This window comes from Actinokineospora baliensis, from assembly GCF_016907695.1.
Taxonomy (GTDB): Bacteria; Actinomycetota; Actinomycetes; order Mycobacteriales; family Pseudonocardiaceae; genus Actinokineospora; species Actinokineospora baliensis.
Genome location: NZ_JAFBCK010000001.1, coordinates 5522324 through 5537101 on the forward strand (window position 1 = coordinate 5522324; position 14778 = coordinate 5537101).

The window sequence follows — 14778 nt, forward strand, 5'->3', positions numbered from 1 at the left end:
GTCGCAACGGGCCGCTGGGTTCACTGCGCGGGTGAACCGCACCCGCCGGACGCGCACGCTCGTGCTCATCTGCCTTGCCGTACTCACCCTGGTCGGCGCCTTGTTCCTGGTCCGGCGGCCGTTGTTGATGGCGGCTCCGGCGTGCTTCACGGGGCAGTGGCGGTGGTGTTTCGGCACGGAGAACGGCGTGGTGTTGATGACGCTGGTCGGGGTGCCGGTGGCCGGGCTGGTGGCGTGGGGCCTGGCCAGCCTCCGGCTCGCGGTGGGGGCCCCATCAGCGTGGCGGAGGTCCTTGGCCGAGGTGGGCATGGTCTACGGGACCGCGCCGTGGGTGTGGTTGACGTTGATGCCGGGGTCAGGCGCGGGGATCGTCCCCGGTCGGCTGAGCCTGGTTCCGCTGCGGGACCTGGTCACGATGGGGCCGTTGGGGATCGGCGGGAACCTGCTGGTGTTCGCGGCGCTCGGCTTCTTCGGACCGATGCGGTTCGCGGCGTTGGCGTCTCTCCCGCGGGTCCTGGCGCTCGGCGCGGGCTGCTCGGTGGTGATCGAGACCGCGCAGTACGCCTTCCAGTTGGACCGGGTGTCGTCGGTTGACGATGTGCTGGTCAACGCGGTGGGGGCCGCTCTGGCGGCGTTGGCGGCGCGGCGATGGTGGTGCGCCCCGAACAAGCTTCCGTTGCCAGGTCACCGGGTGTCCGAAAATGAGGTGAGAAGCGCACCGGGTGTGCGTAGCGTCGATCACCGTGCCTAGTGATGACCCGGCGGACGGGTGGTTCTCGGAAAGTGTGGCAGTCGACTACGACACTCCAGGAGGTGCGAACGCCGTTGAGGCGGTGACGCCAGTGGTGGAGGTGCTCGAGGAACTGGCAAGCGGTGGACCGGCGCTCGAGTTCGCCGTCGGCACCGGGCGGATCGCGGCACCGCTGGCCGACCGTGGCGTGCCGGTGAGCGGGATCGAGATGAGCCGGGCGATGGTGGCCAGACTCGCGGGCAAACCGGGCGGCGATGCGGTCGAGGTCACCATCGGGGACATGACCTCGACCCGCGTGAGCGGCGAGTTCGCACTGGTGTACCTGGTGTACAACACGATCAGCAATGTGACCACACAGGACGGTCAGGTCGAGGTCTTCCGCAACGCCGCCGCGCACCTGCGTCCGGGCGGGCTGTTCCTCATCGAGGTGGGCCTGCCCGACCTGCGCCGCCTGCCTCCGGGGCAGGACACTGTTCCGTTCGCGATCGCGCCCAACGGCGATCGGGCGGGCTATGTGGGATTCGACCAGTACAACGTGGCGACCCAGGAGTTCACGTCCAACCACGTCACGGTATCGCCGGACGGAACGGGCCGGTTCCTGCGCGTTCCGTTCCGGTACGCCTGGCCCGCGGAGATGGACCTGATGGCGCGGATCGCCGGGATGCGGCTGAAGCACCGCTGGGCGGACTGGGACCGGTCGGCGTTCACGGACGCGAGCACGAAACACGTGTCGATCTGGGAGAAGCTCCCAGCGGAGTAGTTCCGCGCTCACCACACACAACCCGCGCGAGGAATCGGCGTACGTACAACTGCGTATTGCCGCTGCCAGGCCACTCTTGATTTCGTTGTGCACGGTCGACGTCGACCGATTCAGGGGTGATCAGGCCGCTCCCGGTGGGGGGACAGTGTGGTTTACACGTATCTGCAACAGGATTTGGTCGAGCCGGACTGGCGCCGGTTCCCCGGCTGGCGGGACATCACCGCCGAGCAGTGGCGGGATGTGCAGTGGCAGCGATCCCACTGCGTCAAGACGCCGCGGCAGCTGCGGGAGGTGACCGGCGACCTGGTCGGCGACGGGTTCTTCGACGACGTGGTGCTCGACCAGAGCACCTCGGCGACGATGTCGATGTTGCTGACCCCGCAGCTGGTCAACACGATGGTGCCGCACGGACCGCCGGACGAGGACGGGCTGCGGGCGGATCCGGTGCGCCGCTACCTGCTGCCGATCGCCTCGGACCGGCGGGTGGATTGGCCGAGTCATCCGCACGCGAGCCGCGATTCGTTGCACGAGGCCGAGATGTGGGCGACCGAGGGCCTGACCCACCGGTACCCCACCAAGGTGCTGGCCGAGGTGGTGTCGACCTGCCCGCAGTACTGCGGGCACTGCACCAGGATGGACCTGGTCGGACCGTCCACCCCCGGGGTCGACAAGCTCCGGTTCGCGCTGCGGCCCGCCGACCGGCTCGACCGCATCCTGGCCTACCTGCGCGCCACCCCCGGTGTCCGCGATGTCGTGGTGTCCGGCGGCGATGTGGCGAACCTGCCGTGGCCGCGGCTGGAGGAGTTCGTCACCCACCTGCTGACCATCGAGTCCATCAGGGACATCCGGTTGGCCAGCAAGGCGCTGGTCGGATTGCCGCAGCACTGGCTGGTGCCCTCGACGGTGGCCGGGATCGAGCGCGTCTGCCGGATCGCCGCCCAGCGCGGGGTCAACATCGCGCTGCACACCCACGCCAACGCGGCGTGCCAGGTGACACCGCTGGTCGGCGAGGCGGCTCGAACGCTGCTGGGTGCCGGATTGCGTGACGTCCGCAACCAGGGGGTGCTGCTCGCCGGGGTGAACGACAGCCAGCGGGCCTTGCTGGACCTGTGCTTCGCGTTGCTCGACGGCGCGAGCATCACCCCCTACTACTTCTACATGTGCGACCTGATCCCGCAGGCCGAGCACTGGCGGCTGCCGCTGCACCAAGCCCAAGCGCTGCAGGACTCGCTCATGGGCTACCTGCCCGGTTTCGCCACCCCGCGCCTGGTCTGCGACGTGCCGTACGCGGGCAAGCGGTGGGTCCACCAGGTCGTGTCCTACGACCGGGTGCGCGGGATCTCCACGTGGGCCAACGACTTCAAGGGCCCGTTCGACCCCGTCGAGACCGCGGGGCGGCGCTACGAGTACGTCGACCCGATACACAGCCTGCCCGAGGAAGGTCAACGGTGGTGGGCCGAACAGGCTCGGCGGCACCCCGACCTCGCGCTGATCGGGGAACGCTGATGTGGTTCACCGACCCCGAGGCCCGGGCCACCCTGCGGGAGGCGCGCTCGCAGCAGGACCTGCTCGACGCCTGCGACTACCACGCCGACACCGTCGCCCGCGTCCAGCACGACAAGCTCGCCGGGCTGTGGGAGCGGGCATCGGGGGTGCCGGGTTTCGCCACCCTGCCCGGGTTCGCCGACCGCGACCTGTCCGCGCTGCCCGTGACCACAAAGGACCGGGTGAAGGACGATCCCGACGCCTTCACCCGGTTCGACCTCACCGGCGTCACCAGGTACTACGAGAGCTCCGGCTCGTCGGGACGCACCACGCCGACCCCGCGGACGGCGGCCGACCTGATCGGCAACACGCTGTCGGTCGCCGGGTTGTGGCGCAGGGCATTGGGGCCCGACCCGCTGCGCGTGGCGGTGATGCTGCCCTCGGACATCCTGCCCGCCGCCGATCTCGCGATCGGAACCTGCGAGTACCTCGGGCACACGACCCTGCGCTGCTACCCCTTCACCACCGGCGTCAGCGATTGGGACCGGTTGGTGGGCCTGTTCCGCCGCTACCGCCCGCAAGCCGTGTTCGCCGCGCCCGGGGTGTGGGCGCAGTGGACCCGGCTGCTCAAGCAACGCGGTGAACTCCCCGACCTCCGCACGAGCGTCACGACCGTGCTGCTCCTCGGGGAGGTCAGCCTCGCCGCCCAGCGGCGGAGACTGGGCGCCGACTGGGAAGCGGCCGTCCTGGACGCCTCGTACGGCAGCACCGAGACCGGCACCATCGCCGCCACCTGCGAGGCGGGCAGGCTGCACCTGCTCACCCCCGGCCACCTGGTCGAGATCCGGCAGGGCGAGGTGATCGGCCCGCCGCGGCCGGGCGCGACCGGCGAGCTGATCACCACGACCTTGAACAACCACGCCCGCCCGCTGCTGCGCTACGGCACCGGCGACATCGTGAGCGTCGGTGCCCAGCCGTGCCCCTGCGGACTGGCGCTGCCCACGATCGCCGTGCACGGGCGCGGCGACGACACCCTCACCTGGCGCGGCACCACGCTGTCCGAACACTCGCTCGGCAGCCTGGTGTACGAGGACTCCCGGGTGACCGGCTACCTCGTGCAGGTCGCCGAGGGCAACGCCAAAGCGCGGCTGGTGCTCGAACGCGACGTCGACGTTCCCGGCGATGCCGAGATCGCCGCGTCCGCGCGCGACCGGTGCACCGCGGCGGGCGTGGAGTGGGACGACGTCGTGGTCGTGTCGCAGCTGCCCGCGATCAGCAAGGCGGGTGCCAGCCAGAAGAGCTGGAAGCGGACCAGTATCGCGAGGATGGCATGACCGGCACGCGCACCGACGACGGCGGCGCACGCCAGCCGGACGCCGACCTGTGGTGCAGCTACGCCGCGGTGCGCGCGCTGCGCTGGATGGGCACCGCGCCCGCCGATCCGGACTCCGTGGCGGGCTTCCTGCTCGCCAGGCGCAACGACGACGGCGGGTTCGGCTGGCAGCGCGGCCTCCCGTCGGACGTGTGGGCCACCTACTACAGCGCGCAGGGCTTGGCCGACCTCGGCCGCGAGTGCCCGGAGCCGGACCGGCTGGCGAAGTGGCTCGCGTCGACCCGCACCCCCGACGGCGGGTTCGGGATGACACCGGGTCAGTCAGCCGACGTCTGGGCGACCTATTACGCCTGCAGGCTCACCCACGAGGTACTGGGCACCCCGGTCGAGCGGGGCGATGATCTCGCGGATTGGCTCGCGGCGCTGCAGACCGGCGGTGGTGGACTGAGCTGGGCACCCGGCGGGACGGCGACGGATGTCCGCGCGTGCTACTACGGTGCGCTCGCCTGGGAGTCCGCGGACACCGGTCCTCCCCCGTGGGACCGGGATCGGCTGGTCGGCTGGCTGCACGACCAGCAGCGCCCCGACGGCGGGTTCGGTTTCGCACCCGGCGAGGAGCCGTGCACCTGGGCGGCTTTCCGCGCCACAGGGGCGTTGCGCGCCCTCGGAGCCCGCCCGCTCGACACCCCGGGCCTGGTCGACTGGCTGTCCGCACGGGAGCTTCCCGGCGGCGGGTTCGAGCGCTGGCCGGGCTACGGGCAGGCGGACGTCTGGTCGGCGTTCACCGTTGTCGGCGCCTTGGCGCACCTGGGCTCGGAGCCGTCCGCCGACGCGGCAGGCCGGGTGTCCACTGTGGTCAGGTCGTACCAGTTGCCCGGGTCCGGTTTCACCTATCGGGCACCGGCGACGGCGGGCGACAGCCTGGCGACAGCGGCCTTCGTGCTGGAGCCGGGCAAAGCCCGCCCCGACGAGCTCGCCGCCGCGCGGGACTGGTTGCTCCGCGCGCAGACCCCGTACGAGGGCGGCGTGATGTACATGCCCGGTCGCGGCGCCGAAGTGCGGTGCACGCTGTGGGCCGCCTCCGCACTGCGGCGCACCGGTTCGGTGCTCGACGGTGACCGCCTTGGCCGGTGGCTGCGCGGCCTGCAGAACACCGATGGCGGGGTGGGCTACTGGGTCGGCCGCGGCTCCAACCTCACCTCGACCGCCTCGGCGGTGGAGTCAGCGGTGGTGTCGGGCCTCGACCCGGCCGCTGTCCTCGACACCGCGCGGGTGGCCGACTTCGTCCACCGGTGCCTGTCCGGCGCGTCGGCGGCGGACGTCCCCGGCGGCCCGTTGTCGCTGACCGCCACCGCCCACGCCGCCCGCACGCTGGACGCGATCGGCGCGGGCCCGCAGGCCCGCGCGGTGGCGAACACCATCGTGGCGCACGCCAGCCCGCTCGGCGGCTGGTCCGCGATCCCCCGGCACCTACCCGACCTGGCGTCCACCTACCAGGCCGTGCTGACCGCCCAAGTACTCGACCTGCCGTGGGACCGCGCGTCCGCGCGCAGGCTGCTCGACCGGCTGCGCACCGGTGACGGGTACGCGTGGAGCCCGCTCGGCCACCGCGGCGGCGGGCCGCTGGCGGACTGCCTCGGCGGACTGCTGGCGCTCGCGAGCACCGATGGCGGCACCGCCCGCCTGCCCCGCCTGAACCTGTGAGGACGGCCATGCCGACGACCATCATCGCCACCCCGGTCACCGATCCCGGCTTCCAGCGCCGGATCGCCAAACAGCTCACCTTCTGGTGGCGCGACCGCGGGGTCACCCCCGAGCACGTGGTGACCCGGTTCGCCGTCGAGCGCGGTGACCAGGTCTACCTGGGTCCCTACCCGCTCTCGATGCGCGACGAGCGGCCGTTCGCCTTCGCGCAGTGCGTCGTGTCGCACCACCGGGGGCCGGACTTCCGCGCCGCCTGCGCGGCCGAGATCCGCCGGGTCCTGAGCCCGGAGATCCCACCGGACCGCGTGTTCGTGGTGGTGCAGCCGACGGATCCGGCCGACCACCTCACCCCGCACGACCTCCGCCGAGCCGAGACCGGCACCACGAACGACACCGGCACCACGAACGACACCGCTACCACCGACAAGGACGGGACCCGATGACCGCCGACCCGACCCAAGACGAGATCCGCGAGCGGGTCCGGACGTTGGCGAGCGCCCTGCTCGGGACCGCCGTGACCGCCGACCAGGACGAGGTCGGGCTCGCCGACATCGGCCCCGACCGCTACGACAGCCTGGGCGTCCTCGATTGCGTTGCCACGGTGGAGCGCGAGTTCGAGGTCCAGGTCGACCTGGTGGACGACGACCTGCGCACCACCTTCCGCAGCGTCGCGTCGATCAGCGCGCTGGTCGGCCACAAGCTCACCGACGCCAGAGCGCTGGAGTGGCGATGACCACGCCGATCCCCGGCACGGCGCGGCCCGAGGCCTTCGTGGTCCTCGGCGCGATGTTCGCCTTCCGGTACCCGCACCTGCTGCCCGCCGCGACCGAGCGCGGGCTGGTGGTCTTGGCGGTCGAGAGCCCCACCCGGTTCGCGCGGCTGATCGACGGTGCGCGCCGGTCGGACCCGACCCACCCGCTCGCGGGCTACGCGGACCGGGTCTGGCTCGACGGCGACCAGCACGAGCGGGTGCTCGACCAGGTACTGCGCTGGGCCAAGACGCACCGGATCCGCGGTGTGCTCGCCCTGGAAGAGGCCTTCGTCGAGGTCACCGGCCTGGTCGCCGACGTGCTCGACCTGCCGTCGCCGGGGCTGCGAGCCACCCGCGTCTGCCGCGACAAGCACCTGCAGCGGCGGTACCTGCGGCGGTGGAGCCCGCGGTCGGCGCTGACCAAGACCGGGTCGGCGCTCGACTGGGCGACCTTCCCCGCCGTCGTCAAGCCGGTGGGCCGGGAGGCCAGTTCCGGGGTGCGCCGGGTCGAGGACCCGGCTGGGCTGACCGAACTCCTCGGCACCTACGACCCCGGCGAGGACCTGCTGGTCGAGGAACTCGTCGCCGGGCCGGAGGTCTCGGTCGAATCCCTGGTCCAAGGCGGCCGGACCGTGTTCGCCTCGGTGACCGGCAAGGTGACCACCGAGGCCGCTTCGGAGTACTTCGTCGAACTGGGCCACACCGTGCCCGACACCGACCTCGGCGCGCTGCGGCGGCGCGCGGTGCTCGACGCCAACGAGGCCGTGCTGCGGCGGCTCGAGTTCGCCGACGGGATCGCCCACGCCGAGTACCGGGTGCGCGCCGACGGCTCGGTGGTGCTGATGGAGATCGCGGCCAGGACCCCGGGCGACCAGATCGGCTTGCTGTACCACCTGGCCTGCGGCGAACCGCTGGAACGGGCAGTGCTGTCGGTCGCGCTCGGCGAGCCCGCGTCCTACCCGGATCCGGTCCGCTTCGCCCGCGGCGACTACCACCAGCACCCCGGCGGCGTTCTGCGCGATGTCCTCGTCGAGGGCGCCGACGTGCCGGTGACCTGGATCGCCGACCGCTGGTGCTGGCCGGACGTGCGGCCCGCCGCCGAGCCGGACGCGCCGGGGCGGCCGCGGATGGTCGTCGTCGGCCGCGCTCCCGGCCACCGGCTGACCCCGATCCGCCAGTCGGCCGACCGGGTGGTCATGTCGGTGGTGGACGCGCCGACCGCCGCCGAACTCGACGACCTGCGGGACCGGACCGCGCGGGCCGTGCGGATCGTCGCCGACCCGCCCGACCCAGGGCCCGCCCTCGACGCGGCCAGTGCCGGTGCGGGGGCCGGGGCATGAGCAACGCGCTGGTCACCGCGGTCCGCGAACGCCTGGAACCGCTGCGCCCGGTCGAGTACCGGCGGGTCGCCGGGGCGCTGATGATCACCAACATGGGCAACGGCATGCAGTTCATCGCCAACGTCTGGCTGATGCTGCAGCTCACCGACCACCCCTGGGGCGTCCCGCTGGTGCTGCTGGTCGGCGCGCTGCCGGGGCTCACCCTGGGGCCGCTGATCGGGATGGCGATGGACCGGTTCCCCCGACGGCGGCTGTTCGTGGTCACCGACCTGGTCGCGACCGCGGTGCTCGCCGTGGTGACGCTGCTGTCGGCGACCGGCGAGCTCCAGATGTGGCACCTGTTCGCCGTCGTGTTCTTCCTGGGCGGGGTGGAGTCCACCTCGGTGCCGACGGCGGGCGCGCTGGTCCGCGAGATCGTGCCGGAGGGCAAGCTGCTCGCCGCGAACGCCACCACCGGGGTGGCGATCCAGATCGGTCAGGTCCTCGGGTCGGCTGTCGCCGGGCTGATGATCGCCGCGACCTCGGTGACCTGGGTGCTGGTGCTCAACATGGTCACCTTCCTCGGCTCCGCGGCGCTGGTCGCGGGACTGCGGGCGGCGGGCCACAGCTACTCCGCGCCCGAGGGGCCGCGGGACTGGCGGACCAGGTACGCCTGGTCGCGGCAGGGGTTCACGTACCTGCGCGAGCACCCGCGGCTGCTGCCGTCCTACGTGATGCTCGTGGTGCTGTTCGGCGTGCTCTACCTGCTCAACACGCTGATCGCCCAGTACGCGGTCGAGGTGCTCGACGTCGGTTCCGGTGGGCTCGGGCTGATCGACGCGATGTTCGCCCTCGGCGCGGTGCTGGGCGGGATCGCGCTGCCGATGGTCACCGCCCGCGCCGACGAGAGCAAGCTGGCGGGAGCGGGCGTCATCGGGCTCGGCGCCGGTCTGGTCGGGATGGGCCTGGCGAGCGGGTTGCTGGTCCCGATGCTGATGTACGCCTCGATGGGGGTCACCTTCCAGGCCTTCTACGTCTTCCGCAGCCGCGTCCAGGAAGCCACCCCGGTCGACCTCCAGGGTCGGGTGATGTCACTGATGATCACCTCCGTCGGCCTCTGCCGCGTGCTCGTCTACCTGGTCCTGGCCGCCGCCGCGGGCGCGGTCGCGCTGCGCGCCGTCTACATCGGCGTCGGCGGCGTGGTGATCGTGCTCGGGCTGCTGGTCACCATCGCGGCCGTCCGCGGGCGGGGCGAGCCGCTCACCCACCCGACCACCTCCGCGAACGGAGCCTGAGATGACCCGTCCAGCGGTCGTTCTGCTCGGTGGCCTGGTCGCCACCTGGAACCACCGATTCCTGCGGGCCGCGCACGACCGGGACCTGCTGGTGTTGGTGGTGGACAGTCCGGAAACGGCACTCGGCGAGGCCGTCCGAACGGGTACCACGGCGGGCGGGGAGCACCCGTGGAGCCGGATCGCCGAACTCGGCGAGCACGCCCCGGACGCCACGGGCCGCGTCCTCGACACGTGCCTGGCGTGGGCCCAGCGCTACGACATCCGCGGTGTCTGCTGCCTGCGCGAGGAGTTCGTGACCGCGACCGCGCTCGTGGCCGACGTCCTCGACCTGCCCTCCCCCGGCAGGCGGGCCGCGCGGGTCTGCCGCAACAAGTACCTGCAGCGGCGCTACCTGGCCCGGTGGAGCCCGCGGGCCGACCTGGTCACGGCGGCCACGCTGGCGGAGGTGGTCGACGACTGGGAGAGCTTCCCGGCGGTGCTCAAGCCGGTCGGCAGGCACGCCAGCTCGGGCGTGCGGCTGGTGCGCGACGCCGAAGAGCTGCGGGCGAGCCTGCCGGGATACGCGGCCGACGAGGTGCTGCTCCTGGAGGAACGGGTCGAGGGCCGGGAGTACTCGGTCGAGTCCCTCAGCCACCACGGCACGCGCCGGTACGCCGGGATCACCGAGAAGCGCACCACCGAGGACGACGGCGAGCCGTACTTCGTCGAACTGGGGCACACCACCCCGGCACCGCTGCCCGATGACCTGCGCGACCGGCTGCTGGCCACCCACGACGACATCCTGCGCGGGCTCGACTTCGGCACCGGGATGGCGCACGGGGAGTACCGGATCGACGGCGGCGGCCGGATCAGCCTCACCGAGATCGCCGTGCGACCGCCGGGTGACGCGATCATGGAGTTGCACGCCCTGGCCACCGGCGGGTCGTTGGAGGACGCCGTCGTCGGCCTGGCCGTTGGTGAGGACCCGGCCGTGCCCACCGCGCCTGCCAGGTGGGCCCGCCAGGTGTTCCTCCCGCACGAGCCGGGAACGCTGACCGGGCTGGCCGTCGACCACCCGCTCGGTACCGGCGCCCACTGGTACGACCGGTCGGCGGCGCGGGATCTGGTGCCGGAGGCGAGCCGCCCGGACGATCCGCCGACCCTCCGGTGCCTGCTCGCCCTCAAGCCCGCCGGGACGCGGCTCTCGCCGCTGCGCCAGTCCGCCGATCGCGCGGCGACGTTCGTCATCGACGCCGCCACCCGATCCGAGCTGGACGACCTGGAACGTGCCGTCCGGTCCGCCGTGCGGCTGGAGGTGACCCCGTGACCGCGCTCGGGCAGGTCGCGGTCGCGTCGGCGCAGGCCGTGCCCTGGCCGTCCGCGGCCGCCGTCCACGCGGTGACCCGTGAGCTGCGCGACCGCCCTCCGCTGGTGGACCTGGCGTCCTGCACGGCGTTGCGCGCCCGCTTGGCGGATGCCGCTCGGGGCCGCGCACTCGTACTCCAAGCGGGCGACTGCGCGGAGATGTTCCACGAGGTGACGCCCCATGCCACCGAGCGCAAGTGCGCGCAGCTCGAGCTCCTCGGCCAGGCGATGACCGGGCGGACCGGGCTACCCGCTGTCCTCATCGGACGGATGGCGGGCCAGTTCGCGAAGCCGCGCAGCTACGCCACGGAGCCGGGGCCGGACGGGGTGCCGATCCCGGTGTACCGCGGGGACGCGGTGAACAGCGCGGCGCCCGACCCGCTGGCCCGCGTAGCCGACCCGCGCCGGATGCTCGCCGCGTACACGCACTCGGCGGCGGTCTTGGACCACCTGTCGGCGCGACGCGCGGCCGTCCCCGTCTGGGCCAGCCACGAGGCGCTACTGCCCGAGTACGAGGAACCGCTCGTCCGCCAGGAGCACGGCACGCGGTACGCCGCGTCCGGTCACCTGCTCTGGGTGGGTGAGCGGACCCGGTCGGTGCGGGGACCGCAAGTCCGACTGCTGGCGGACGTGGCGAACCCGGTCGGCGTGAAACTCGGCCCCGGTACCAGCGCCGCGGCGATCATCGAGCTGGTCGAGGCGCTCGACCCGCGGCGCGAACCGGAACGGCTCGTGCTCATCACCCGACTGGGCCGCGACCGGGTGCGCGAGGTCCTGCCGGGCCTCGCCGCGGCGGTGGCGGCCACCGGTGCCCGACCGGTCTGGCTGTGCGATCCGGTGCACGGCAACACGATCCGGCTGGCCGATGGCCGCAAGACCCGCGTGGTGCCCCACCTGGTCGCCGAGGTCCGCGACTTCGTCGCCGTGCTGACCGCGGCGGGTCTGCACCCGGCCGGTCTGCACCTGGAGAGCTCGCCGGACCAGGTGACCGAGTGCGTCGACGAGGTCGAGGACCTCTCCGGCGCCGGGCCCGTGCTGCCCTGGTACGCCTCCGCCTGCGACCCCAGGCTCAACCCCGGGCAGGCGGTGCGGGTCACCCGCGCCTTCCTGGACGCGTTCACCCGGCCCGCGGTGGTGCGCCCGTGAGCGGCCCGGTGCTCGGTGACGACTCCCTGCGGCCCGGCCAGGTCGCCGACCTCGCCCGATCCCCCGGTGCCCGGCCCGCCCTCTCGGCGCGCTCGCGTGCCGCGATGGCGGAATCGGTGCGGTTGCGCGACGCGGTGATCGCCTCCGGCAGGGCGGTCTACGGGGTCACCACCGGCTTCGGCGACAGCGGGAGCAACCAGTTGGCGCCCGCGCTCGCGGCGGACCTGCAGCGGTCGCTGATCCAGTACCACCTGGTGGGTTCTGGCCCGGCCGCCGCCGACGACACCGTGCGCGCGACGATGCTGATCCGGGCCAACTGCCTGGCCCGCGGCTACTCCGGCATCCGCGCCGAGGTGGTCGACCTGCTGCTCGACCTGCTCGCGCACGACCTCGTCCCGGTCGTGCCGGAACGCGGCTCGGTCGGCGCCAGCGGCGACCTGATCCCGCTGTGCTACATCGCCGACGTGCTGACCGGCGGCGGCGAGGTCCGCCACCGCGGCGAGCGGATGCCCGCCGCGGCCGCCATGCGGTCCCGCGGCCTGACACCGGCCCGGCTGGGACCCAAGGAAGCGCTGGCACTGATCAACGGCACCTCCTTCATGTCCGCCTTCGCCGTGTTGGCCGCCGCGGACGCCGAGGCGTTGGCGGTGATCGCCGAGGCGTGCACCGCGCTGGCCGTCGAGGCGGTGCGCGGCTACAGCGGCGCGTTCGCCCCGTTCCCGCACGACCACAAGCCGCACCCGGGCCAGCGGCGCAGCGCCGAGTCCGTCGCGGCGGCGCTCGCGGGCTCCGAACTGGTCACCGATGACGCCGGGGCCCCTGCGCCGAGCGGGAACGGGCGGTTGCCCAGACCCGTGCAGGACCGGTACTCGCTGCGCTGCGCGCCGCAGGTGATCGGCGTTCTGCGGGACACGCTCACCTGGGTCGACCAGTGGCTGCGCGTCGAGATCTGCTCCACCAACGACAACCCGCTGTTCGACCCGGCAGGCGCGGCGGTGCACAACGCCGGGAACTTCTACGGCGGTCACGTCGGCCTGGCCATGGACACCCTCAAGACCGCCGTCGCCAGTGTCGCCGACCTGCTCGACCGGCAACTCGCGTCGGTCGTGGACGAGCGGTACAGCAACGGGTTGCCCGCGAACCTGGCCCCCGTCGACCCCGCGGGCCCCTGGCTGGACCACGGGTTCAAGGGCGTGCAGATCGCCGCGTCCGCGCTGGCGGCCGAGGCGTTGAAGCTCGGCACGCCCGCCACCGCGTTCTCCCGGTCCACCGAGGCGCACAACCAGGACAAGGTGTCCATGGGCACCATCGCCGCCCGCGACGCCCGCACCGTCGTCGACCTGACCTTCGACCTGGCGGCGTTGCACCTGGCCGCGCTGTGCCAGGCGGTCGAGCTGCGCGGTCCCGCCCTGGCGGGCGCGGGCAGCCGCGCGGTCTTCGACGCCGTGCGGGGGCACGTCGGGTTCCTGTCCCGCGATCGGCGGCTCGACACCGAACTGGCCGCCCTCACCGAAGCGTTGCGCGACGGGCTGATCACCAAGGCCCTCGCGCCACTCCAACCCCACCCGGAGGCCCACGCATGACCACCACGACCAGTCCCGCGGCCGAGGCGGACGCGCCGCGCCCGGTGCCACCGCTGGTGACCGAGCCGCTGCGCGAGCGGCTGCGCCGAGCCGACGCGGGCGACTTCCCGGCGGCCGCGTGGCGCGACGAGCTGACCGGGTGGAGCCGCGAGGCGGACGCCAGGTACCGCGCCTGCGTGTACCTGCGGCCGGTCCCGGAGAGCCCGCTACCGATCGCGGTCGGCGTCAAGGACACCTTCGACGTCGCTGGCATGCCCACCACCTGGGGCATGCGCCGCTACCGCCACCACCCGAGGACCTCGGCCGCCGCGCTCGACGGCCTCGCCGCGGCGGCGGTGACCGCCAAGCTGGTCACCACTGAGATCAACATCGGTATCGGCTCCGGCTGCGTCAACCCGTACCTGCCCGACATCGACCCGACCGGCTCCAGCACCGGGCCCGCCGTGGCCGTGGCGGCCGGGATCTGCGACCTCGGCCTCGGCAGCGACGTGATCGGCTCGATCCGGGCGCCCGCGGGCCGGTGCGGGCTGGTCGGCCTGCGCACCACGCACGACCCGGCCCGCCTCGTCGGTCTGCTCCCGTTGGCGCCGACCATGGACACCGTGGGCTGGATCACCAGGACCGCCGACGACCTGGCGGTGCTGTGGAACCGACTGGGGCTGGGACCGGGTGTGGTCGGCGACGGGCGCACCCGGCGCCGGATCGGGATCGTCGCCGACGGGCAGCCCGCCCCGGCCGTCGCGGCCTCGGTGGCGCACACCGCGGGGGTCTTGCGGGAGGCGGGCCACGAGACCGTCGCGGTCGACCTGGGCGACCTGTGGCGGTGGCGCGGCGCGGCGTGGGAGCTGTGCGCCCGCTCCGCGCACGACCTCCTGCGGGAGATCACCGGCGAGGTCCTCGACCCGTTGACGCTCAACAGCATCGAGTTCGGCGCGGGCGTGGCGCGGGAGCGGGCCGACGAGGTCCTGGCCGCCCAGCCCCGGCTGCGGGCCCTCGCCGCGGACCTGTTCGCCGCTGCCGGGGTGGACGCGTGGCTGATGCCGCTCGACGCCGATCTCCCCCGCAGGCGCGGCAAGCCGCCGACACAGGTGTTCCCCTCGCCCGACCTGCCCGACTTCGACCACGAGATCGGCTACAACCCGGTGGCCAGCATCGCGGGCCTGCCCGCCATGGCCTGCCCGGTCGGCATCACCGACGACGGCATCCCGCTGTCGGTGCAACTGGTCGGCCCGCGCAACAGCGACGCGGTCCTCATCGAACTCGGCCGCGAGCTGGCCCCGCTGCGGCCCGCGTACCACCCGCGCTGA

The 14778-nt window shown here is 73.1% G+C and carries 13 protein-coding genes; all 13 read left to right on the forward strand.

Annotation, left to right across the window (positions count from 1 at the left end):
• The first annotated feature begins 31 nt into the window (after positions 1-31).
• The 13 genes from JOD54_RS24935 (at position 32) to JOD54_RS24995 (ending at position 14778) form a co-directional block, all read left to right on the forward strand.
• Positions 32-751, forward strand: a complete 720-nt coding sequence (locus JOD54_RS24935) for a VanZ family protein (protein WP_204453669.1) — start codon at positions 32-34, stop codon at positions 749-751.
• Positions 738-1511 (forward strand): class I SAM-dependent DNA methyltransferase, encoded by a 774-nt coding sequence (locus JOD54_RS24940; protein ID WP_372440417.1) that lies wholly within the window; start codon positions 738-740, stop codon positions 1509-1511. The genes JOD54_RS24935 and JOD54_RS24940 overlap by 14 nt, the downstream gene beginning before the upstream one ends.
• A 147-nt stretch (positions 1512-1658) precedes the next feature.
• On the forward strand, positions 1659-3017 hold the full coding sequence (locus tag JOD54_RS24945) for a KamA family radical SAM protein (RefSeq protein ID WP_204453674.1): 1359 nt from the start codon (positions 1659-1661) through the stop codon (positions 3015-3017).
• Complete coding sequence (locus JOD54_RS24950; RefSeq protein ID WP_204453676.1) at positions 3017-4330, forward strand: phenylacetate--CoA ligase family protein; 1314 nt, start codon at positions 3017-3019, stop codon at positions 4328-4330. The genes JOD54_RS24945 and JOD54_RS24950 overlap by 1 nt, the downstream gene beginning before the upstream one ends.
• Positions 4327-6033, forward strand: coding sequence for a prenyltransferase/squalene oxidase repeat-containing protein (locus JOD54_RS24955; protein WP_204453679.1), 1707 nt, complete (start codon positions 4327-4329; stop codon positions 6031-6033). The genes JOD54_RS24950 and JOD54_RS24955 overlap by 4 nt, the downstream gene beginning before the upstream one ends.
• 8 nt (positions 6034-6041) lie before the next feature.
• Positions 6042-6476: a hypothetical protein gene (locus JOD54_RS24960; RefSeq protein WP_204453681.1), complete on the forward strand. Its 435-nt coding sequence runs from the start codon at positions 6042-6044 to the stop codon at positions 6474-6476.
• A complete protein-coding gene (locus tag JOD54_RS24965; RefSeq protein ID WP_204453684.1) occupies positions 6473-6766 on the forward strand; it encodes a hypothetical protein in 294 nt (97 codons plus the stop codon). Before JOD54_RS24960 ends, JOD54_RS24965 begins: the two co-directional genes overlap by 4 nt.
• On the forward strand, positions 6763-8124 hold the full coding sequence (locus JOD54_RS24970; RefSeq protein WP_204453686.1) for an ATP-grasp domain-containing protein: 1362 nt from the start codon (positions 6763-6765) through the stop codon (positions 8122-8124). The genes JOD54_RS24965 and JOD54_RS24970 overlap by 4 nt, the downstream gene beginning before the upstream one ends.
• Positions 8121-9398 carry an MFS transporter gene (locus tag JOD54_RS24975; protein ID WP_204453689.1) on the forward strand — a complete coding sequence of 426 codons (1278 nt, stop codon included), beginning with the start codon at positions 8121-8123 and terminating at the stop codon, positions 9396-9398. Before JOD54_RS24970 ends, JOD54_RS24975 begins: the two co-directional genes overlap by 4 nt.
• Before the next feature lies 1 nt (position 9399).
• Positions 9400-10704, forward strand: coding sequence for an ATP-grasp domain-containing protein (locus JOD54_RS24980; RefSeq protein ID WP_204453692.1), 1305 nt, complete (start codon positions 9400-9402; stop codon positions 10702-10704).
• On the forward strand, positions 10701-11888 hold the full coding sequence (locus JOD54_RS35760; RefSeq protein ID WP_204453694.1) for a 3-deoxy-7-phosphoheptulonate synthase: 1188 nt from the start codon (positions 10701-10703) through the stop codon (positions 11886-11888). Before JOD54_RS24980 ends, JOD54_RS35760 begins: the two co-directional genes overlap by 4 nt.
• Entirely contained in the window at positions 11885-13471 is a 1587-nt protein-coding gene (locus JOD54_RS24990; protein ID WP_307860261.1) for an HAL/PAL/TAL family ammonia-lyase, read from the forward strand. Before JOD54_RS35760 ends, JOD54_RS24990 begins: the two co-directional genes overlap by 4 nt.
• A complete protein-coding gene (locus tag JOD54_RS24995; RefSeq protein WP_204453696.1) occupies positions 13468-14778 on the forward strand; it encodes an amidase family protein in 1311 nt (436 codons plus the stop codon). Before JOD54_RS24990 ends, JOD54_RS24995 begins: the two co-directional genes overlap by 4 nt.